This window comes from Nonomuraea sp. NPDC026600, assembly GCF_040638335.1.
Taxonomy (GTDB): domain Bacteria; phylum Actinomycetota; class Actinomycetes; order Streptosporangiales; family Streptosporangiaceae; genus Nonomuraea.
This window is the reverse complement of sequence record NZ_JBEZYD010000067.1, coordinates 18,252-39,116: the sequence shown is the minus strand read 5'-3', so window position 1 is coordinate 39,116 and position 20,865 is coordinate 18,252. Positions and strand designations below refer to the sequence as shown.

Below are 20,865 nucleotides of genomic sequence, written 5' to 3'. Positions count from 1 at the left end.
AGACAAACCCGACACCCACTAGAAAAGGATCAAGGCTAGGACCTGGGGGAATAACCTGCAACGAACCCCAGGGGAATTACGTGGCGTTCCACAAGTCGTCGCCGGTGGCAGACCAGACAGCTGACGCGCTCCGTTCGACGGCACCGGATTTCGTGCTCGTCGATTCGCTGCCGGTCACGGCGTCGGCCATGGTCGGCGCGCAGGCGTCCGGCGTGCCGTACGGGATGATCTGGGCCAACCTGGGTGGAGTATGCCCGAGCGAGCATCGACGAGGTCGCTGGCCGTACGACGAGCAGGTCGGCGACTATCTGACCAGGCACGGGGTGTTGTGGTCGACCCGGACCCATTCGGCGCGTTCGCCCATTCTCAATTTGATGCCGACGATTCCCGCTCTCGTCGGGGACGACGCGGTCACCGACGACGGTGTGCAGCTGGTCGGGTTGCCGGGTGCGGCAGGGACCCGCGGCGACGAGGTCGCCTTCTCGGGCCTGGATCGGATCGACCCCGACCGCCCGGTGGTGTACGTCTCCTTCGGCACGATCTTCTACCGGCGGCCGGACCTGCTGCGCACAGTGATCATCGGGGCGGCGGCGACCGGTGCACAGGTGATCGCTGCGGTAGGAGATCTCGCCGAGGAGCTCGCGCTGCCCGACGAAGTGCTCACCGCCCCGTATCTGCCGCAACGTGAGGTGCTCGAGCGCGCCGACGTGTTCATCACCCATGGCGGTTACAACTCCGTGGCGGAGTCGATCCGGGCGGCGACACCGATGCTGGTGATCCCGCTGGCGGTGGATCAGCCTGTCCAGGCGTACTTCGTGGGTAGCGCGGGCTTCGGGACGGCTTTGGAGCCGGCCGGCGTCACCGAGCAGGCGGTCGCTGACGCTGTCACCGATCTGCTCGATCCCGCCCGGGACTACCGGGCCCGGCTGCGCGCCGCGCAGCCGGAGTGCGGCGATTCTGCCGTGCGCACGGCCGAGCTGGTCATCAGCACGGTCGAGAGGCTACAGCGAGAGGGGCAGCAGTGACGATCGAACTGCAGCGGCCGGTGGGCGACCCGATCGTGATCGATGATCTTGAGCGCCTCTCGTTCCGGGTGGATCGCCGCGCCTACACCGACGACGACCTGGCCGCACAGGAGATGACCAGGATCTTCGATCGCTGCTGGTTGTACGTCGGGCACGAATCGGAGGTGCCCGAGCCGGACTCCTACGTGGCACGCGACGTCGGCGGGCGCCCGGTGGTCATGGCGCGCGGGTCCGACGGGGTGATCCGGGTGTTCGCGAACAGCTGCACTCACCGCGGGGCTCTGATCTGCTCGCAGCCGGCCGGGCAGGCCAGATCGTTCCGGTGCCCGTATCACGACTGGACGTTCTCCAACCAGGGCGACCTGGTAGGGGTCCCGATCCCGGACGGGTACGGGCCAGGCTTCCGGAAGGCGGACTTCGGCCTGGCGCAGCACCGTAGTGACGGTTACCGCGGTTTCGTGTTCGTCACCTTCGATCCGGAGCAGCCGCGCACCTTGACCGAGTACCTGGCGGGTGCGACGGACTACCTCGATCTGATCGACGACCAGTCCGAGGTCGGGATGGAGGTGATCCAAGGTGCGCAACTCCACGGGGCTCGGGCCAACTGGAAGCTCATGATGGAGAACAGCGTCGACATCTACCACTTCCGGGCCCTGCACAAGCGTTACGTCGGCTACATGGAGTCGCTGGGATCGGTGCCACCACGACGACGAGGCGGCTTCGGCTGCGCCCTCGGACTGGGGCATGGAGCCAACGAGCTGCCACCGGCGGCAGCCCGCCCGCTCGCCTACTGGACGCCGATGTTCGGCGCCGAGGTCCGGCCGCGGATCGAGGCGACGGCCGCACGGTTCGTCGACCGGTTCGGCGCCGAACGCGCCGAACGGATCACCGGCACCAATCGTGCGGTGCTGATCTTCCCCAACTTGATGATCATCGACGCGATCGCGATCACGATCCGCAAGATCGACCCGATCGGCGCTGGCCAGATGGCCATCACCTCGGTCGCCCTGGCCCCCAAGGACGAGGATCCGGACATCCGGGAACTCCGCAAGAGTCACTACCTGACGTTCCTCGGCCCCGCCGGCTTCGCCACTCCCGACGACATCGAGATCGTCGAGTCGTGCCAGCGGGGTTATCTCAACCGCACGGTCCGCTACTCGGATCTGTCACGCGGTATGAATAAAAAGGTCCCCGAGACGACCGACGAACTTCCCGCCCGCGAGTTCTGGCGGCAGTGGGACCGGCTGATGCACGGCGACGACGGTCACCTCGAGGTCGCTCACCGGGCCGAGATGCACGAGGCAGAATTACGATGACCACCGAGCTGACGGTCGACGAAGCGGCCCAGGTGCGGTTGTGGCACCGGGTGAGCCAGTTCCTTTTCCGTGAGGCGCGGCTGCTCGACGAGTGGCGCCTGCTCGAGTGGTACGACGAGATGCTGACCGACGACATCCGCTACTCGGTGCCGGCCACCGACGTCCGCGGCGAGACGGCCGATGCGCTCGGGCTCATCGACGACGATGCCGCCCGGCTACGCCAGCGGATCGAACAACTCCTCAACGGTGAGGTGTGGTGCGAGAACCCTCGGTCGCGGACGAATCGGATGATCAGCAACGTGGAGATCCTGACCGATCGGGGCACGCACCTCGACGTGGCGGCGAATGTCATCGTGTACCGGTTCGGGCACGGGCGCTCTGACGCCTACGTCGGAAAATGCCGGTTCGAGCTCGTTGTCGAGGGCGAGTCGTTCCGGGTCCGGAGACGGGTCGTGGTACTCGACCACGAGACGTTGTACGAGCACGGAAAGCTCAGCATCATCCTGTGAGCGGACAGTGACGGCGGCCGGCCCTGGCAGCGTCCCACCCGCTGCCCCCGCCCAGCCGAGTCTCCCTCGCGAGGTCTACGTCCTCAGTGTCGTCGGTGGCTGCGTCATGCTGGGCCTGGGACTGGTGCTCCCGGTGCTCCCGGTGTACGCGGCGACGTTCGGGGCCGGACCCACCCAGATCGGAGCGCTCGTCGCCCTGTTCGCGTTGATGCGGCTGGCCACCAGTCCGTTCTGCGGCCGGCTCGGAGTTCGTTTCGGGGAGCGGCCAGTCCTGGTCGCCGGCCTGCTGCTATGTGCGGTCTCCTCGGCCCTGACGGCGTTCGCCGGGTCCTACGGGCAGGTGCTGGTGTTCCGCAGCCTCGGCGGTGTCGGCTCAGTGCTGTTCTCGGTGTCCGCACTGGCGACACTCCTGGCGATCGCGCCGGCCGACCAGCGGGGCCGGGCCAGCGCGGTGTTCGAAGCAGGCTTCCTGCTCGGCGGGATCTGCGGACCGGCACTGGGCGGGCTCCTCGCTCTCATCGCCCTGTCCGCGCCGTTCGTGGCGTACGCCGTGCTGCTGCTGGCCGCCGCGGTACTGACACTGGCGGTGCTCCGCACCGGCCGAACCGCCGGTGCGGAGCCTGGCCGTGACGTGGTCCGGCTACCGGTCCTGCTGCGGGATCGACGCTACTTGGTGGCTTGCCTCGCGGCGTTGGCGCAGGGATGGGTCTTGTTCGGGCTGCGCAGCGCACTGGTCCCCACGGTGGTTGTGGCGTGGCGACATGACGTGACGTGGGTCGGGTGGGCGTTCACGATATCCGCCGGCGTTCAGGCGCTGCTGATCATGCCGGCCGGCTGGGTCGTCGATCGGGCCGGCCGTCGGCCCGCCATGATCGCCGGCACCGGTGTGGCTGCGGCGGCGATCACAGCCTTGGTGTTCGTGGACAGCTACGCCTGGCTCGTCGTCCTGCTCAGTGTGTACGCGGCGGGATCAGCGCTGCTCAACGCCGCACCGGCCGCGCTGATCGGTGACGCCGTCGCCGGCCGGGCCGGCAGTGGCGTCGCCGTCTTCTCGATGTGCACCGATGTCGGCGCCGTAGTCGGACCGGTCGTCGTTGGGCTCATCGCCGAGCGGGTGAGTGTTCCGGCCGCCTTCGGCAGCGGCGCCGCGCTGCTTGTCGTCGCCTTCGTGGCGTCGTGGACGTTGACAACTGTTCGGCCAACACAAAGGAGTTGATCGATGAATCAGCCGTCTGCCCGACATGAGCGGGGTGAGGCCATGTTCCAGCAGGTCTTCGGCCGCGAACCGCGCCCGGGTTCCTACCCGGAGTTCCTGCAGATCACCGTCGACCACTTGTTCGGTGAGATCTGGACCCGCCCGCACCTGAGCGTCGAGGAGCGCGAACTGGTCGCGCTGACCGCGGTCACGCTGGCGCGGACCGATTGGGAGTTGCGCGGCCACATTGGTGCCGCCCTGCACCTCGGGATGTCGCGAGAGAAGATCGTCGAAGTCATCATTCAGCTCGCCTACTACGGTGGCTGGCCGGTCGCCAACAACGGGCTGCGCGTCGCCCAGGAGGTCTTCGCCGAGCTGGACGGCGCCACCGAGAGGGACGCCGGACCATGACCAGTGAACCGTCTCCCCTCGACCCGGCCGAAAAGGTCGACCTGTGGCGCCAGCGGTTCTTCGAGGCCCAGGCGGCCGCGGAGGAGTTCATCCTGGGAGAGCACGGCGAAGAAGGCCTGGCTGCGTGGATCCAGGCGAACTCCCGCATCACCGCGAAGCTACTGCAAGCGCAACGGCCCGCCGGGGTATCCGCCACCGATCACTTCATGACCCGGCTGCAGCGTCAGCTGTTGCTGTACGACTCGGCAGTGACCAGTGAGCCCCAGCCCTCGGGCACCGTCCTGCGCAACGCCGACTGCGGGATCCTCCGGTACCGCAAACAGGCCGCCCGCGCCGGCGTCGTACTGACGTTCTCGTCACCGTGCCCGTACTGCCAGGAACTCAACACCGCCATCGCCGCCCGCTACGTGGAACCAGACGTCACGGTGTCATGCGAACAGGCGGGCGACGGCTGCACCTGGCGCGCGGAATCTCCTCACGCTTCAGGATCTCCTCACGTTCCAGGAGAGGACGCGGCCGGGTCACCGCACCGCGGACGAGCCGGTGATTGAACCAACGGCAGTGCCGTGCGGTCGCCGGCCGGCGACCGGCTGCCGTCGAGCGTCATGCCGAGTTGCCGGCCCACGGCCACACACAGGTCGATCGCCGCGGTGCGGGTCAGGTCCTGATGATCGTTCTGGGTGAAGCACGCCGACGCCACGTTCTTGTTCCGTAAGCGCAGGTACCACGGGAACAACGATCCCAGTGCGGGCTCGGTCAGCATCGTGCGCGAATGCACGATCGTCCCCACCAGCAGGTTGCCGAACGGGCGTTGCGTGGCGTTCATGAAGCTCTTCAAGCGTTCCTGGAAGATCTTCAGCACCGCGGGTACGTTCCCCGCATACACCGGCATGGCGAGCAGCATCGCCTGCGCACCCTCGGCCAGATCGACGACATGCTCGAAGTCGTCGTCGAGCGTGCACCGGCCCACCTCGGGATCAAGGCAGGTGTCCTCGCCTTCGCACATCAAGATGCGATGGTCGATCAACCGAATCCGCTGGATCTCCGCGTCACCGACCTCCCGGACGACGCCGGTGATCGCCGCCTCGAGCAGCGCGTCGGTCAGCGACGGGAGGCGCTTCTGCGTGCAGGACAACGCAACGATCTTCATCCGAAGGGTCTCCCCTGTCCGCTCAGCGCCACCCAAGACCGGCCACCTGACGAAACCCCCGTGGCCGCACACTGAGGCAGCCTCAACCTACCCACAATTGGGCACTACCGAAATGGGTATCGAAAAAACCACGAACAGGCGCCCTCACCGCCGTCGGGCTGTGACGCCGCACTTTGTCGCTTGAACCGCGCCGGGTTTCGTGGAGACTCTTACTATGGATGCCGCTCGAGGGCTTGTACCGCCGCTCTTACCCGCAGCCCTCGGACACGGGTGAGAGTTTCTCCAACCCGTATTCCGAGAACAGTCTCGCTTTCCGGAACAGGCACCCCTGGTCGTACGCCTGGCTCACCCCCGGCATCCGCTTCAGCCGACGGCTCGGGGAGGCCAGGTCGGCCTTGGGCCGCATCGTCAGCCGGTACGACTCGGGCATGTCCGACACCCTGGTGGCCGAGACGAGCGCCTCGTTGTCCGCGTACGTCTTGACGAAGTCCCGGTACGCCGCCCTCTGGTCTTCGTACACGTACGATTCGAGCCCGGGGATCCGCTCGATGACGGCAACGATCGCCTTCTTCTCTTTGGCTGTGGCCGCAGACTTGTTCGCCTTGCCCCGCCCATGCAGACAGGCAGGCCAATACGTCCCCTTCATGCATAGGAATACGGATATTTCCGGCTTCAACGGAGCATCGACCCTAATCTTTGCCTGGTCGACGACGAGCCCTACCCCTGGCCGCCCGTTCGCCGAGAGCGCGATCCGGGTTCGGTCGGCCTCTCCCGACACCCGCACGCGGAACGACTCCGGCAGGTCTTTGGCCCGCACACTCGCCAGCACCTTCTTCTGGCCGGCGAACTCCTGGCGGAAGCTCGCGTACGCCGCGGCCCGGCTCACGAAGCGCACCTCAGTCACCTCAGGCGTGGCCTTCAGGAACGTCTCAACGTCCCGCCTCTGCTTCGCCGTGGCATACCGCTTGTGGCACCCGTCCGCGGACGGCGTACACAGGAAGACAGCGATCTCCCGGTCTTCGCCAACATTGACCTCCGGGGCCGACGCCGCCTCGGCGAACACGACCGGCCCGGTCATTCCTGAAAGCGCCACGACGGCCGAGACCGTCAGACGCCATAACCAGCGCTTCACCGCACTCCTCGCTTGACGATCAGGGACTCGGAAACACAGGCCGGCATCATCGCCTCGACCACGATCCGCGGATGGACGTTCGCTGCCGACGGTTCCCGACATTGCATGATCGCACCGATCCGCCGCAGTGTTTCCTCGGGCGTGGAAGACCTGGCGAGTTGGTCTGGCCCCGGAAGCAGGTGAGTCGCCTTGTATTCTGCGTCAGCTGTGCAAGCGTTTCATCCCCCAAGGCTCGACCACGAAGAACCCATCATGAACGGCGCACGTCTTAGGCGCCTCGCGTATCGTGGGAATTTCCGAACCGACCGTCTCGAACAGAGCGCCTTCATAGATCAGTCCCACCTTGGGAACGTCGATGCCGCGTCGGCCGTCTGATGCTCGGACGGGTCTCGTACCCTCTGGCCAGATGGGAACGAACGTCGAGAACAGGTTCTCCGTGTTGCCATTTCTCTTGACGGCCAGGCACGAATCGCCTTCCACCCACTCCAGGAGCGCCGTCAACGGCATCAGCGTGGAGTAGAACTCTCCTCGATAGCGGCCAACTGGTCGGGGCGCTGGGTGCTGACGCCTCGGATCGTGGCACCGGACGCCTCAAAGTCGGCATGCCATGAGGCTTAGGTGAGGGACTCCGGAGTGCAACCCATGGCGCCCGGGATGTCGGCCCAACCGGGCGGGTAGTCCTGGGTGCCGGGGGCGAAGGCGCCAGGGAAGAAGTAGAGCACGGTCCAGACGCCGCCCAGAGCGTTGGGCGCGACTGGCTCACCGTCGTGTCGTTGAAGAACGACATCCGGGATTTTCCGATTGACCAGCTCATGCGATCGGTGATCAAGGCGTTGCCCACCCTTGCTGAACGGAGCGGATCGGGGCGTCAGCGACCTTGCCGTCCAGCATTGCGTACAGCTGCATGATCTCGGTGCTGGCGTGGCCGAGTCAGCGTCGGACGGCTTCGATGGACGCTCCGGCCTTGATCAGGCCGCTGGCGCGGTACAGCTGGTTGATGTCGGTGTCTACATCGCAAGTGACCGGCAAGAGTGCGCAGGTAGCGAGGCGCCGAACCATTTGAAGGTGGGAGAACGAGGAGAACTAGACTTGACCTTGCCCCCCTGCCGATGGGTTATGGGGAGGGGGCATGGCCTTTCTGGCCGCCGGCTGGCTGTGGTCGTTCGCGGTCCTGACCATCGTCCTGGCGGGCTACATCGCCGTCCAGTTCAGGCGGCCCCGGCATATGGCGCGCTTCACCGACCCGAGGTTGCTCGATCTGCTCGCGCCCTGCCGTCCTGGCTGGTCACGGCATATCGCGGCGGCCGTGTTCGTCGTGCTGATGGCTCTGCTCATCGTGGCCGCGGCGCGCCCGGCCGCCTCCGTTCAGGTTCCCCGCGAGCGGGCCACGATCATCGTGGCCATCGACGTGTCCCTGTCGATGATCGCCACCGACATTCCGCCGTCCCGGTTGGAGGCCGCCAAGAGCTCGGCCAAGATGTTCATCACGAGCCTGCCCGAGCGGTTCAACGTCGCCCTGATCTCCTTCGCCCGATCCGCGGCGGTGGTGGTGGCGCCCACCCTCGACCACCCGGCGGCCATCCGGGCGATCGACGCGCTGAAACCCGCTCCCGGAACCGCCATCAGCGAAGCGGTCTTCTCCGGCCTGGACGCGATCCGCTCCTTCGACCAGCATGCGGCGAGCGATCCACCACCGGCCGCCATCGTGCTGCTGTCCGACGGCGACAACACCTCCGGCCGGGTCGTGCCCGATGCGACCAAGGCCGCCGCCGCGGCCAGAGTGCCGGTCTCCACCATCGCCTTCGGCACGCCCGACGGCGCCGTCGAGATCGACGGCCACCGCCTTGACGTCCCTCCCAACGAGGAAACATTGCGCGCTCTGGCTGAAGGCACCGCCGGACGCGCCTACAACGCCCGGACGGCCAACTCGCTGGATGAGGTGTACGAGAGCATCGGTACCTCGCTCGGCACCACGACCAAACAGCAGGAAGTCGGCTACCAGGTGCTGCGCTGGGCCCTGCTACCCACCTTTGCGCTGGCCGCCCTGGCGCTGCTGACTCCGATCAAGCTGAACTGGTCTCGCCCTGCCCGGTGACAGCAACGGATATTTACTTTTACGCGACGCCGACGAGAACAGCCGTTCCCAGATGTCTCGGGGACGGCCCAGCGGTGCGGATAGATCGCGATGACCTCGCTCTCCGATGCTGCGGCGACCTGCTCACGAGTGAGCGCGTCCGGCCACAGGTACGCCTCGTCCACCCCCAGGTACGAAGCCGCAGCGAACAGAACAGCCTGCTCAGATGGCCTCCCGCAGGACTTCGGCCCCAGCTCCGTACACGTTCGTCAAGGCCGTTGTTAGCGACTGCGTTAGCAAGATCAGCTCCGCCGGAGTGGTCCGCGGAGGCTTGGGTTAGAAGTAGGGGGTCCAGCCGGGGCCGATCTCGGTGGCGGGGCCGAATTCGTTGCCGCCTTCGCCGTTCCACACGTACAGGGTGCCGTCGGCCATGGCGGCGATGTCGTCATGGCCGTCCTTGTTGACGTCACCCAGAGAGGTGAGGGTGCCGTCGTAGGCGCCCCAGCCGCCGCCGACCTCAGTGGCGGGACCGAATTCGTTGCCGCCTTCGCCGTTCCAGATGTACAGGGTGCTGCGGTTCTTGATGGCGGCGATGTCGCCGATGCCGTCGTTGTTGAAGTCGCCGCCGACGGGCTTGCTGAAGGCCGACCAGCCGGGGCCGATCTCGGTGGCGGGGCCGAATTCGTTGCCGCCTTCGCCGTTCCAGATGTACAGGGTGCCGTCGGCGATGGCGGCGATGTCGTCGTGGCCGTCCTTGTTGACGTCACCCAGAGAGGTGAGGGTGCCGTCGTAGGCGCCCCAGCCGCCGCCGACCTCGATGGCGGGACCGAATTCGTTGCCGCCTTCGCCGTTCCAGATGTACAGGGTGCTGCGGTTCTTGATGGCGGCGAGATCGCTGATGCCGTCGTTGTTGAAGTCGCCGGCGACGGGCTTGCTGAAGGCTGACCAGCCGCCGCCGATCTCCTGCCGGGTGGCGAAGTTGTTGCTGCCCTTGCCGTTCCAGATGGTCAGCGTGCCGGTCGTTTCGGAGAAGATGTCACCGATCCCGTCGGAGTTGAAATCCGCACCGAACAGGCTGCCCGGTTTCCAAAGGGCATCGACGATCTTTTGCGCGTCCCCGGCCTCGGGCTGGTAGCGATCCGGATAGGCGGAGCCCTGTACGGCCTGACACACCTCGCCGACCGGTGCCGTCTTCCAGGCGTTGTTCGGGTAGGTCCTGATCATCTTGTTGAGGAAGGCGTTGGTGGCCCAGATGGGGTTGAGTCGTTGTTCGACGGAGCCCCATGACCCGCGCTGCTGGAACAGGCCGAGACTGTCATGGTCGACCGTTTCGGCGACGTTCTGGATGCTGGATTCCACGATGGTGGTGGCGATCGCGATGACCGCGGCTCGAGGCGCCAGTCCGCGATCGCGAACGGCCTTGACGACCATGCGGGCGCATGAGACGCGGTACGCGTTCATGTGGCCATCCAGATTGGCCGTCAGTATGGCATTCAGCTGGGTGGCGGTCGCGGCGTCCGCACTGGTCGGACCGTTCGGATCGCAGGGTGCGGTCGCGTAAGCGGCGGTCACTTCGCCGGCAAGAGGTTCGTCGGGGTTCGCGGCGTGTGCCGGCGTGGATAACGCAAGGATCGCGAAGGCGGTCAGTGCCGCCGTCGTCGTTGACAACATGTGTTGCTCCCAGTCCTGATAGGGGCGCGGCTTGGGTTAGAAGTAGGGGGTCCAGCCGGGGCCGATGGCGTTGGCGGGGCCGAATTCGTTGCCGCCTTCGCCGTTCCAGATGTACAAGGTGCCGTCGGCCATGGCGGCGATGTCGTCATGGCCGTCCTTGTTGACGTCACCCAGAGAGGTGAGGGTGCCGTCGTAGGCGCCCCAGCCGCCGCCGACCTCAGTGGCGGGACCGAATTCGTTGCCGCCTTCGCCGTTCCAGATGTACAGGGTGCTGCCGTTCTTGATGGCGGCGATGTCGCCGATGCCGTCGTTGTTGAAGTCGCCGCCGACGGGCTTGCTGAAGGCCGACCAGCCGGGGCCGATCTCGGTGGCGGGGCCGAATTCGTTGCCGCCTTCGCCGTTCCAGATGTACAGGGTGCCGTCGGCGATGGCGGCGATGTCGTCGTGGCCGTCCTTGTTGACGTCACCCAGAGAGGTCAGGGTGCCGTCGTAGGCGCCCCAGCCGCCGCCGACCTCGATGGCGGGGCCGAATTCGTTGCCGCCTTCGCCGTTCCAGATGTACAGGGTGCTGCCGTTCTTGATGGCGGCCAGATCGCTGATGCCGTCGTTGTTGAAGTCGCCGGCCACGGGCTTGCTGAAGGCTGACCAGCCGCCGCCGATCTCCTGCCGGGTGGCGAAGTTGTTGCTGCCCTTGCCGTTCCAGATGGTCAGCGTGCCGGTCGTTTCGGAGAAGATGTCACCGATCCCGTCGGAGTTGAAATCCGCACCGAACAGGTTGGTTTTGCAGCCGTTGCGGCTTTCGATGTTGCGCCATTCGCCGCCGGGGGCGGGGCCGTACGCCTTGCTGCCGAACCTGGCCGTGACGCGCTCGGTGTCCACATCGCCCCAGCTGACGGTTCCGTCGCCGTTGGCGTCGTAGCCCTGCTCGTAGTGCAGGTGCGGACTTCCGTTCGAGGTGGGGCCGGTGTGCCCGACCCGCCCGATGGTCTGTCCCTGTGTGACCCTGTCGCCCACGCTCACCGCACGCGACTGGAGGTGAATGTAGGTGGTGAAGTGGCCGCCACCGTGGTCGATCTGGATCATGTTGCCGGCGTTGCTGTGATAATAGGACTGTTTCACCGTGCCGGACGCCGGGGCGACCAGCAGCGAGCCCTCGGTTTCCGATTGCGGCTCGCGGACGATGTCCAGGGCGGGGGCGTGCGTGGAGTCCCAGGTGTTCAGCCGCCACTTCGTGCCGCAGGGGAAGGGCAGTTGGAAGTCCGGGGCTGCTGCGGCGGGAGCCGATGTCGCGACCAGGCCACCGGCCACAACTGTCAGGAGCAGGGTCGCGCTTGCAAAGCTTCTTTTCAGCACGTTGTTCCTTTCGCTGAAGGTTTGGGGAAAGGCTTGACTCGCGGAGGAAGCTCCGTCGTGCGTGTCGAAGCGCTACCCGACAGTAGGTTCTGGCGGTATAGACCCGGCATGTCGCAACAAGCGCCGAGGCCACGGGTCCGATGGGCCCCTCCGGCAAGCCCCGGCGTGGGCCGAAGTACCGGGGAGTTGGGGACTGGGCCGCCAAGGCGCTCCTGTGCCAGGGGCTCGGCTTCAGCCGGTCATTTCCAGGGACCGGGACATGAGGCGGCCCGGATGGTTTCGGGTCGACGGCGAACCGGCCGGAGGATCAACTGCGACGCACCAGCATGGATGTCGAGCTGACGCGGCGGCTTGCGGCCGTCTTACACGTGCTGGGAACGACGGGACAGGGCGACTCGTTAAGCGTCACAGCAAGATCGCGAGTGGGTGAGCTGAGAGGTGACGGTTGGCGGAGGAAGCAGTGCGGCTGCTGGTGCGCTTCGGCCGCCGATATGCGGCCGCCGTGCGCCTGGCGACGCTCGTTCCGATCTGCGCAATCGCCCTGGCCCGTACCTCTCCCGAGCACTTGACGACCACGGCGTACGTGGTCGGTGCCGCAGCCGCCTGGACCTGCGGATACGCGTGGTGGCTGCGCATGGGCCGGGGGAACGTGCCGATCGCCCTCGACGTGGTCGTCATGCTCGGACTGTTCGCAAGCGTTTTCTGGACCGGCGCCGTCGAGGACAGGAACTCCGGGTGGCTGCGGCTTCTGGTCACTTTCGCCTGTGTGACGTGCCAGTGGCACACTCCGCCGCTGGCCGGCGGCGCGGCGGCGCTGGCGGCTGGGGGTGGGGCGGTGGTCCTCCTCATCGCTGCGGGAGCGGTGGACTTGGACGCGAGCCTGATCACAGGGACAGCGTGGGCGATCCCAGCGGCCGCGCTGTCCAGAGCGGCTTGGGTGCTCGTAAAGCGCGCCGCGGAACGGGCCGACCGAATGGCGGCCGAGGCCGTGCGAGCGCGCGGCGAGTCGCTGGTGGCCGCGGCAGCCCGTGCGGAGGAACGCGAGCTCGCCAACGCGTTACACGACACGGCGGCGACGACCCTGCTGATGGTCGGCATCGGGCAGGTGCGTTCGGACGCGGATTGGCTGGCACCGCAGGCGCGCCGCGATCTGGACTGGCTGCGCTCTGACAGCAGGCAGGCACCGCCGTACGCAGACCTCGTCGACCTGCTGCGCGCTGACCTCGACGCCACGCATCTGACCGTGGAGTTCGACGCCCCCGTGCAGTTGCGGCTTCCGTACGACATCGCCAAGGCGACCGCCGACGCGGCACGGGAAACCCTTACCAACGTACGTCGCCACGCGGGCACGACGCGCGCGACCGTTCGGCTGCGCGGAAGCGAGAGGACACTGCGACTCGACATCGCCGATCGGGGGAAGGGATTTTCGCCGGCGGACGTGCCGGCCACTCGGCGCGGCATACGCGAGTCCGTGCGCGGCAGGATGAGCCGCGTCGGTGGCACGGCCACGATCACCTCCGCCGAGGGCGAGGGCACCCTCGTACGGCTGGAGTGGCATGCCGGCCAATGAGTGACACCGTCGAAGAGGCGACGCGCGCGCAGCTAAGGCACGGTCTGCGGATCGCGACGCTGCTCGTCGCCGTGGCAATCGTGTTCGGGCTCGGACTGGCCCACTTGCTGCGTCACTTGGACACTTATGAATCACCGCTCACGCAGTTGGCCGCCTTCGCGGCGCTGGGAGCCGTGCTCGCCGGTGAGGCGACGCTGCTCGTTCGAGGGCGTTCATGGAGCCGGCTGCGCGGGCCTGCCATCGCCATCGTGCTCAGCGCGTCCGCACTGTCGTATGTGACCCTGCCGGATGGGCGCACATCGACCGAGGTCGATTGGATTTTCGGCGCCGCCAACTGGGTGGGCATCGTCGTATTGCTCGATCGCCCACTGAGGACCACCGCGTCGTTCCTGCTGGCCCACGAGCTCACTGCCCTGCTGCACCTGCTCCTGCTCGATGACCCCAGCCGGAGGGACTTGGCCCGGTTCGCCACCGGCTCGGTGACCGTGTTCGGCCTTCCTCTGTGCGTGGCCGTGGTGGCAGCCGTCATGCGTGGCCTAAGCGCGGCGGCGGCGACCTCCCGCAGGGAAATCGAGCGGGTACGCATCGCCGAGGCCGTCGCCGCCGAGTCCCACGGCCGCAGGCAGCAGCGGCTCGCCGAGTTGTCGGCGACCACGATCCCGCTCCTGGAGGGGCTCGCCGACGGCTCGCTGCGCCCCGAGGACCCGGTGGTCCAGCGGCGGTGCGCCATCGAGGCGGCCCGGATGCGGAGACTGTTCGCCGAGGCTGATGATGTCGCGAATCCCCTGTTGCACGAGCTGCGTCACTGCATCGACGTGGCGGATCGCAAGGGCGTCGTGGTGGAGCTGGACGCACGAGGCCAGTGGCCCGAGCCGCCCGTGGCCATTCGGCGCGATCTCACCGATGCGGTGCTCATCGTGCTCGCCACCACCGTCTCCCGGGCACGGGTCACCGTCATGGGCAGTGGGGACCTGGTGTCGGTCAGCGTGGTCGCGGACTGCGGTGAGGTGAACGTGCCGAGCCCGGTGACACCTGGCGTCCATGTCGAGGCGTTGAACAACGACGATACGGTCTGGATGGAGGCCCGATGGCAGCCGATTCGGCAGCGGACGAGCTGATCACCGCGGTGATCGTAGACGATCATGCGGCCATCGCCGCAGGCGTGCACTTCTGGTGCTCCCAAGCCGTGCCACCGATCAACCTCATCGATGCCGGGGACCGGCTCGCCAATGTCTGGACCGGACCCGGCGCCATAGCCGACGTGGTGATTTTCGATCTGGAACTGGTGCCGCGCCGACCGGACTTCGGCGAGCTTCGCAGGCTGGTCGACAACGGAAGGCGCGTGGTCGTGTATTCCCAGCACACCGACGATGCGACCGCGATCAAATGCATCGACCTCGGCGCCCTCGCCTACCTGACCAAGCGTGAGGGGCCCGACCACCTGGTGCCTGCCATCCGAGCGGCCGCGCGGGGTGAGCCCTACACCGCGCCGTCGCTGTCCGGGGCACTCATCACCAATGACGATCCCGGCCGGCCACGCCTGTCCCAGCGTGAAACCGATGTACTGCGGGCGTGGTTCGTGTCCGCGTCCAAGGAACTCGTGGCCGCGAAGCTCAACATCACTGTAAAGACCGTTGACACCTATATCGCGCGGGTGCGGGTGAAGTACGCCAACGTGGGACGGGCCGCTCGTACCAAGAGTGAGCTCGTCGGTCGTGCCCTCGACGACGGACTCATCACACTCGCCGAGCTCAACTGAACGGTGACCTCGTTGTAGGGCGTTCACCGGACACCGGTGCGCCCTGCGCCTTCATAGAGTGGCGATCAGTCGCGGCGAGTCCGCGCGGATATCCCCTGCGACGGGCAGCGGGTACCAGGAATGAAGGTGAAAGCGATGGAGAGGTTTTCTATCTTGCCGTTGATCTTGTGCGACGGGCGTTCTCACGATTGCTCGCATATTCAGTGAGGACTTGTGTGATCGACTAGTTCTGGCCGATGTCGCGGAGTCAGCCGATGGCATTCCGCAGGCGAGTGGGACCGGTGTTGATCTAGCTTTCGGCATGACCACGGACAGACCGACGATGTTCTCTCCTCAGCCGGGGATGAACGCGGAGACGTGGACCAGCACTCAAACGGGGGTCGGCGGCGGTATTGATGAACCGCGCCGTTGCCTGGCGATGACGCCGTTCCAGTCTGAGTCGTCCGTCCAGACGCTGTGGACCAGCATGATCGCCGGGATTGGGGTCACGGCGCTTGAGGCGTTCGCGCTGTGCGTCGACTCACCGGGCAGGACGGCCGTCGGCATGGCTTTGGCTGTCCTGCTCCTACGAGCGGCGGCTCCATCCACTCGCGTCGGTTGTCCACTATGACAAGGAGAGCCTGATGGGACTGAAGATCAAAATCCTGGGACCATGGGAGACCACGGCGAACGGTGAGCCGGTGAGACTGACCGGTGAGCGCCGAGTCGGGGTTTTGGCCAGGCTGGCACTGAGCGCTGGGCAGCCGGTCTCCGCGGAAGAACTCCTAACCCAGGTGTGGGGCCAAAGCACAGCGACGACAGCAGGCAAGCAACTGCACATCGTGGTGTCGAAGCTGCGCGGCTTACTCTCGCCGCACCAGGACGGCGAAGTCATCGCTACCGTCTCCGGCGGATACCAGTTGAACCTTGCGTGCGAGCGCATCGACGCCCACCTGTTCTCCCTTCTGGGACGCCAGGCACGCGCCGCACGAACTCACGGCGAGATCACGACGGCCAACGAGCTGTTCCAACGAGCTCTGACACTGTGGCGAGGTGACGCGCTGGTCGGCATAACCGCCCCATGGGCCCAGGTCGAGTCCGCCCGACTGGAAGAGGAGCGCCTGACCACGCTAGAGGACCACATGGACCTACGCCTGGCAGCTGGTGATCATCACGCGGTGGTGCCGGTGCTCACCGCCCATGCCGAGATCCACCCGCTGCGGGAACGTCCTCGCGCTCAGCTGATGCTGGCGTTGCATCGGGCCGCCCGATCGTCCGAAGCTCTCGCGGTGTACCAGAAGACTCGCCGTGTCATGCTCGATGAGCTGGGCATCGAACCAGGAGCGGCGTTGCGTCGGCTGCAGCAGGCGGTGCTCCGGCAGGATCCCGCACTCCACCTCTCCTCTCCTGCGCAGCGAACCACACTCGCCAAGCCCGTCATCCCGATCGAACTCCCCGCCGACACCCGGGTGTTCACCGCCCGTGCCACGGAAATGGCCTGGCTGCGCCGGACGCTCACCGACACCGTGCCCGGATTACCGGCCGTCGCTGCAATACACGGTCCAGGCGGGATCGGCAAGTCCGCGCTCGCCGTTCACGTCGCGCACGCCATCGCTGATCGCTTCGTCGACGGCGTTCTCTACGTAGACCTGGGCGCCGCCACCGCCGGGCTCCAGCCACTGCCGCCGTTCGAGGTCCTCTGCCGACTGCTGCGCTCACTCGGGCTTGACGGCGCCGCCCTGCCGGCCACCGTGGACGAGGCCGCCGCCCGCTACCGATCACTTACCTCGACGCGCAAACTGCTCGTCATCCTCGACGACGCGCTCGACGCGAGCCAGGTCCGGCCGCTCATTCCCGCCGGGCCCTCGTGCGCGGTCATCGTCACCAGCCGCCAGATCATGGCCTCGCTCGACAGCATGAGCCACCTTCGTCTGACCGGGCTCGACCCTGCCGACGCCACCGCGCTGTTCGCCCGCATCGCGGATTCCGGCCGAGTCCGGGCTGAACCGGATGCGGCGCAGCAGATCGTCCGGCAGTGCAGCGGCCTTCCTCTCGCGCTGCGCATCGCAGCGGCGCGCCTGGCTGCACAGCCCGATCGGACGCTGACCTATCTGGCCGATCAGCTCGCCGACCCCAACCGCCGCCTTGATGCCCTCGAACACGCCGACCTGGCGATCCGCGACAGCATCGCAGTCAGCCTTCAGCACCTCCCGGGAGAACCCGTGGGTCACGACGCCGCCCACACGTTCCTCCTGCTCGGCTTGCTGGAAACCCCCACTCACACGGTGCCTGCTGCGTCTGCCCTCGCGGACTGGCCGGAACACCGCGCCGAAACCGCGCTCAACCACCTCCTAGACGCCCGCCTTCTCGAACCCGCTGGGCCTGGCCGCTATCGGATGCAGGATCTGATCCGCCTCTATGCCCGCGAGCAGGCCGCCCTCCATGTGCCTGAACCCGTGCGCGTCACCGCTACCCGCCGCGCGTTCCGTCACTACCTGGCCACAGCCACGAATAGATAGGTCCTGATCGGCCCCGGCGCGGACAGCTCCAGACGTGTGGGCGGAGAGTTCGACGATGACATCCGCCAAGCAGCCAGCGCCGGTATCGCGGTCAGCCACCAGCACCGCCGACACACCGCGACGACCTGGCTGCACGGAGAGGGCGTGGACATGAAAACCATCTGTGCGCAGAATCAGGCAGCGCGTCGCCTATCACCTCACCACTGGTGACGACGAAACACGCACACGAAAAGCGGACGATCCCCAGTCATCTTGTCTACTTTGAGCGTGTTCACGGTGTCGAGCTTCCACCCCTGGGCTTCAACTACCTCGATGCCACGGCCGAGCTTCTCGATCTCACCGGAAACGTTGAGATGCCCGATCTCACTGATGATCTGAGCCGTGAATACCGTGCGTCCCTCAGCTGCGGCGTTTCGGGCATTGGCCGCCAAGGCGTCGTTCGTGGCCTGCTTGAAGATCCCCATACCTACTCCCCTCTCCGCTGGATCCCATAAGGGATCATGGAGACGCCCCAGTGACTCAGACAGCGCAACTTCGTTCAATGCATTGGACGCGCCTCTCATCCAAACGGTTGAGAGGGTCCGGCGATTACTCGAGACCAACCTTCTGATCCGTAGGGCAAGGCAGATGCCCCGTCAACACGCGACCGACCTCCGCGGCAGCGATCGCCCCAGCCATAACGACGAGTACCGAAGTGAGCGATCGTCACGGCCTCGACTGACGACCTCGTGTCCTGCGCCCGGTGCCCGTGATGTGAGCGCCTACTTGCAAACCGGCTCGCGCCAAGCTCACTCGCGCCGCGGCGCGGGCGGTGACAGAGCTCTATCGGGAGAATTCGAGCTGTACGGCGGTCCTGATCAGGCTGGCCAGGGCTGGTGAGCGGCTATGCGTGGGCCAGGCGATGTGTGTGACGACGGAGGGCGCGTCGGTCAGAGGGATGGCGGCGTGCTCGGACCACAGCCAGGCGCGCGCGGATTCCGGCATGACCGTGACGGTGCGTCCCAGGGCGACCAATTGGGCCAACTGCGTCTGGTCATGGATCTCAGGGCCTGGGCCGGGGGGGTAAATGCCGTGTCTGGGCCAGCGTGCTCGTGGGAGGTCGGGGAGGTCGCTGATGTCGGCCATGGACAAGGTTTTGCGCGCGGCGAGGGGGTGTCCGGCGGGCAGGACGGCGAGCTGACCCTCAGCCATGAGTTCCTCGCTGTCGAACCCGGCGAGGGAGTTGAACGGCACATGCATGAGCGCGACGTCGGCGCTGCCGTCGCGCAGCCGTGCTTCCTGGTCGCACATGCGGCACTGCAGGACCTCGACCTCGGCGGCGTCGGGCTGGGCCGCGTAGGCGTCGAGGAGCGTCTGGAGCAGTTCGTGAACTGCGGCGGTCTTCACCGCCAGCACCAGACGGTTGCGCGCGCCGCCCGGGTTGTCGGCTCCGCCGGCGCGGCGGGTGCGGCGGGCGGCGGCGGTGGCCGCGTCGAGTGTCGCGCGGCCCTCGGACAGCAGCACCTGTCCGGCATCGGTCAGCGCGACGCCACGGCGGTTGCGTTCCAGGAGGCAGACGCCGAGGCGCCGTTCGAGCTGCTGGATCGCGCGCGATAGCGGCGGCTGGGCCATGCCGAGGCGTTCGGCGGCCCGGCCGAAGTGCAGCTCCTCGGCGACGGCCACGAAGTACCTCAGCTCGCGAGTCTCCAAGGTGTCCACGGCCACAGCGTACGCCAGCGATACCCACCGGGTATGACAGCGAACTCGATCAGTGTTGGCCGGCGCGCCCACCTGGGAGCGAGCCTGGACGGCATGAACGAAACGAAGATCGCGCTTGTCACTGGCGCGAACCAGGGAATCGGATACGCGATCGCCACCGGGCTCGGAGCCCTCGGATACCGCGTGGCCGTCGGAGCGCGGGACGCGGGTCGGCGCGAGACCGCCGTCGAGAAGCTGCGCGCCGCCGGGGTCGACGCGCTAGGCGTGCCGCTGGACGTGACCGGCGACCAGAGCGTCGCCGACGCCGCGGACCTGATCGAGCGGGAGGCCGGTCGGCTGGACGTGCTGGTCAATAACGCGGGCATCTCCGGACAGCTGGATCCGGGCTGGGTGCAGGACCCGACCACGCTCGACCTCGACCTGGTCCGCACGGTCGTGGAGACGAACGTCGTCGGCGTGATCCGGGTGACGAACGCGATGCTCCCGCTGCTGCGGCGCTCGTCCTCGCCGCGCATCGTCAACATCTCCAGCAGCGTCGGCTCCGTGACCCGGCAGACCGACCCGGACATCGAGATCGGTCCGGTCATGGCGGCCTACGCGCCGTCGAAGTCGTTTCTCAACGCCGTGACCGTCCAGTACGCCCGGCAGTTCGCCGATACGAACATCCTGATCAACGCCACCTGCCCGGGCCTGGTCGCGACCGCCTTCACCAGCTTCCACGGCCCCCGCACCCCCGAGCAGGGCGCGGCCACGGCGATTCGGCTCGCCACGCTGCCCAACGACGGCCCGTCCGGCGCGTTCTACGAGGACGAAGGCGTCGTCCCCTGGTAAGGGATGATCCCTGACCGCATGTCGGGGCGGACAGGCCGGCATCGATGTCGAGGGAGAGGCAGCAACACAGTTACCTGAACAGCGTCCAACGATGCTGACCCCCAGAACCGAACAGGGCGGCTCCCAATCCGGGACCGCCCTTCGCTAAGCAGCACATCGCCGGCATCGTGGTGATCACGACGTTCACGGACGGGACGAGGCTGTTAGGGGCAGGCGCGCCCAGGTCGTCGTAGTAGTCGATCCGCTGGTTCACGGCCCAGGAGCCTACTTCTGGCTGAGTGCCTGTTCTTGGGCTCGTCGCTGTCGTTGTTACGGCCACATGATCCCCGCAAAGCGGGACATGCTTGGGGAGTCGAACACTGGACATGGCTACTGCGGCGCGACTATGGAGCCCTTGCCCGGCTTGGTGGTGATCAGGCCTCGGTCTCTGAGGGCTCCCATGGCCTTCCGTACGGTGACACGGGCAACATCGAACTCCTCTTGAAGCTTCACCTCGGAGATCAAGGTGAGAGAAGGGTAGATACCGCTTTCGATGCGTTCCGCGACGACATTTGCTATCTGCTCCCACTTGTAGAGCCTCGGGTCCCACTCGATCATAGGACGACTTTAGGTATCTCTGGACCTTCTGGCATATAACAGCCATGCTTAGCAATGGCGTAGACATGTTAGGACA

At 66.7% G+C, this 20,865-nt stretch carries 20 protein-coding genes; 12 read left to right on the top strand and 8 right to left on the bottom strand.

Annotated elements, in window-relative coordinates; genetic code table 11:
• Positions 1-80 precede the first annotated feature (80 nt).
• The 6 genes from AB0F17_RS63900 to AB0F17_RS63875 are packed head-to-tail and all read left to right on the top strand — an operon-like array spanning position 81 to position 5,007.
• Positions 81-1,025 carry a glycosyltransferase gene (locus AB0F17_RS63900; protein WP_358046597.1) on the top strand — a complete coding sequence of 315 codons (945 nt, stop codon included), beginning with the start codon at positions 81-83 and terminating at the stop codon, positions 1,023-1,025.
• The gene (locus AB0F17_RS63895; RefSeq protein ID WP_358046594.1) at positions 1,022-2,341 is read left to right on the top strand and encodes an aromatic ring-hydroxylating dioxygenase subunit alpha; all 1,320 of its coding nucleotides are present in this window, start codon (positions 1,022-1,024) and stop codon (positions 2,339-2,341) included. Before AB0F17_RS63900 ends, AB0F17_RS63895 begins: the two co-directional genes overlap by 4 nt.
• Entirely contained in the window at positions 2,338-2,850 is a 513-nt protein-coding gene (locus AB0F17_RS63890; protein ID WP_358046591.1) for an aromatic-ring-hydroxylating dioxygenase subunit beta, read from the top strand. The genes AB0F17_RS63895 and AB0F17_RS63890 overlap by 4 nt, the downstream gene beginning before the upstream one ends.
• Positions 2,851-2,857: 7 nt before the next feature.
• The gene (locus AB0F17_RS63885) at positions 2,858-4,066 is read left to right on the top strand and encodes an MFS transporter (RefSeq protein WP_358046589.1); all 1,209 of its coding nucleotides are present in this window, start codon (positions 2,858-2,860) and stop codon (positions 4,064-4,066) included.
• A gap of 3 nt (positions 4,067-4,069) precedes the next feature.
• A complete protein-coding gene (locus tag AB0F17_RS63880) occupies positions 4,070-4,456 on the top strand; it encodes a carboxymuconolactone decarboxylase family protein (protein WP_358046586.1) in 387 nt (128 codons plus the stop codon).
• Positions 4,453-5,007 carry a hypothetical protein gene (locus tag AB0F17_RS63875; RefSeq protein ID WP_358046584.1) on the top strand — a complete coding sequence of 185 codons (555 nt, stop codon included), beginning with the start codon at positions 4,453-4,455 and terminating at the stop codon, positions 5,005-5,007. Before AB0F17_RS63880 ends, AB0F17_RS63875 begins: the two co-directional genes overlap by 4 nt.
• Here AB0F17_RS63875 and AB0F17_RS63870 read toward each other — a convergent pair.
• From AB0F17_RS63870 to AB0F17_RS63860, 3 genes are all read right to left on the bottom strand, one after another.
• Positions 4,950-5,606, bottom strand: a complete 657-nt coding sequence (locus AB0F17_RS63870) for an NAD(P)H-dependent oxidoreductase (RefSeq protein WP_358046581.1) — start codon at positions 5,604-5,606, stop codon at positions 4,950-4,952. The two genes, AB0F17_RS63875 and AB0F17_RS63870, sit on opposite strands and share 58 nt — an antisense overlap.
• A 247-nt stretch (positions 5,607-5,853) precedes the next feature.
• Entirely contained in the window at positions 5,854-6,738 is an 885-nt protein-coding gene (locus tag AB0F17_RS63865; protein ID WP_358046578.1) for a permease-like cell division protein FtsX, read from the bottom strand.
• A 201-nt stretch (positions 6,739-6,939) separates the two neighbouring features.
• A complete protein-coding gene (locus AB0F17_RS63860; RefSeq protein ID WP_358046575.1) occupies positions 6,940-7,239 on the bottom strand; it encodes a hypothetical protein in 300 nt (99 codons plus the stop codon).
• A 628-nt stretch (positions 7,240-7,867) separates the two neighbouring features.
• On the opposite strand from AB0F17_RS63860, the gene AB0F17_RS63855 reads away from it, so the two are divergent.
• Positions 7,868-8,833 (top strand): VWA domain-containing protein, encoded by a 966-nt coding sequence (locus AB0F17_RS63855; protein WP_358046573.1) that lies wholly within the window; start codon positions 7,868-7,870, stop codon positions 8,831-8,833.
• 315 nt (positions 8,834-9,148) lie between these two features.
• On the opposite strand, the gene AB0F17_RS63850 is transcribed toward AB0F17_RS63855, so the two are convergent.
• Together AB0F17_RS63850 and AB0F17_RS63845 are read right to left on the bottom strand one after the other, a co-directional pair.
• Positions 9,149-10,483: a VCBS repeat-containing protein gene (locus tag AB0F17_RS63850; protein WP_358046570.1), complete on the bottom strand. Its 1,335-nt coding sequence runs from the start codon at positions 10,481-10,483 to the stop codon at positions 9,149-9,151.
• A gap of 36 nt (positions 10,484-10,519) precedes the next feature.
• A complete protein-coding gene (locus AB0F17_RS63845) occupies positions 10,520-11,836 on the bottom strand; it encodes a VCBS repeat domain-containing M23 family metallopeptidase (RefSeq protein ID WP_358046567.1) in 1,317 nt (438 codons plus the stop codon).
• A gap of 445 nt (positions 11,837-12,281) precedes the next feature.
• Here AB0F17_RS63845 and AB0F17_RS63840 point away from each other — a divergent pair, with 445 nt between their 5' ends.
• The 4 genes from AB0F17_RS63840 (at position 12,282) to AB0F17_RS63825 (ending at position 17,663) form a co-directional block, all read left to right on the top strand.
• A complete protein-coding gene (locus tag AB0F17_RS63840; protein ID WP_358046564.1) occupies positions 12,282-13,406 on the top strand; it encodes an ATP-binding protein in 1,125 nt (374 codons plus the stop codon).
• Complete coding sequence (locus tag AB0F17_RS63835; protein WP_358046561.1) at positions 13,403-14,524, top strand: hypothetical protein; 1,122 nt, start codon at positions 13,403-13,405, stop codon at positions 14,522-14,524. The genes AB0F17_RS63840 and AB0F17_RS63835 overlap by 4 nt, the downstream gene beginning before the upstream one ends.
• Complete coding sequence (locus tag AB0F17_RS63830) at positions 14,494-15,165, top strand: response regulator transcription factor (protein WP_358046558.1); 672 nt, start codon at positions 14,494-14,496, stop codon at positions 15,163-15,165. The genes AB0F17_RS63835 and AB0F17_RS63830 overlap by 31 nt, the downstream gene beginning before the upstream one ends.
• A 623-nt stretch (positions 15,166-15,788) precedes the next feature.
• Positions 15,789-17,663, top strand: a complete 1,875-nt coding sequence (locus AB0F17_RS63825) for a BTAD domain-containing putative transcriptional regulator (RefSeq protein ID WP_358046603.1) — start codon at positions 15,789-15,791, stop codon at positions 17,661-17,663.
• Positions 17,664-17,860: 197 nt separating this feature from the next.
• Here AB0F17_RS63825 and AB0F17_RS63820 read toward each other — a convergent pair whose 3' ends face one another.
• Together AB0F17_RS63820 and AB0F17_RS63815 are read right to left on the bottom strand one after the other, a co-directional pair.
• Positions 17,861-18,127, bottom strand: coding sequence for a hypothetical protein (locus AB0F17_RS63820; RefSeq protein WP_358046555.1), 267 nt, complete (start codon positions 18,125-18,127; stop codon positions 17,861-17,863).
• 358 nt (positions 18,128-18,485) lie between these two features.
• A complete protein-coding gene (locus AB0F17_RS63815) occupies positions 18,486-19,361 on the bottom strand; it encodes a LysR family transcriptional regulator (RefSeq protein ID WP_358046552.1) in 876 nt (291 codons plus the stop codon).
• 93 nt (positions 19,362-19,454) lie between these two features.
• Between AB0F17_RS63815 and AB0F17_RS63810 the strand changes: the two genes are divergently transcribed.
• On the top strand, positions 19,455-20,192 hold the full coding sequence (locus AB0F17_RS63810; protein ID WP_358046549.1) for an SDR family oxidoreductase: 738 nt from the start codon (positions 19,455-19,457) through the stop codon (positions 20,190-20,192).
• A gap of 369 nt (positions 20,193-20,561) precedes the next feature.
• On the opposite strand, the gene AB0F17_RS63805 is transcribed toward AB0F17_RS63810, so the two are convergent.
• The gene (locus AB0F17_RS63805; RefSeq protein WP_219534582.1) at positions 20,562-20,789 is read right to left on the bottom strand and encodes a GntR family transcriptional regulator; all 228 of its coding nucleotides are present in this window, start codon (positions 20,787-20,789) and stop codon (positions 20,562-20,564) included.
• Positions 20,790-20,865 lie beyond the last annotated feature (76 nt).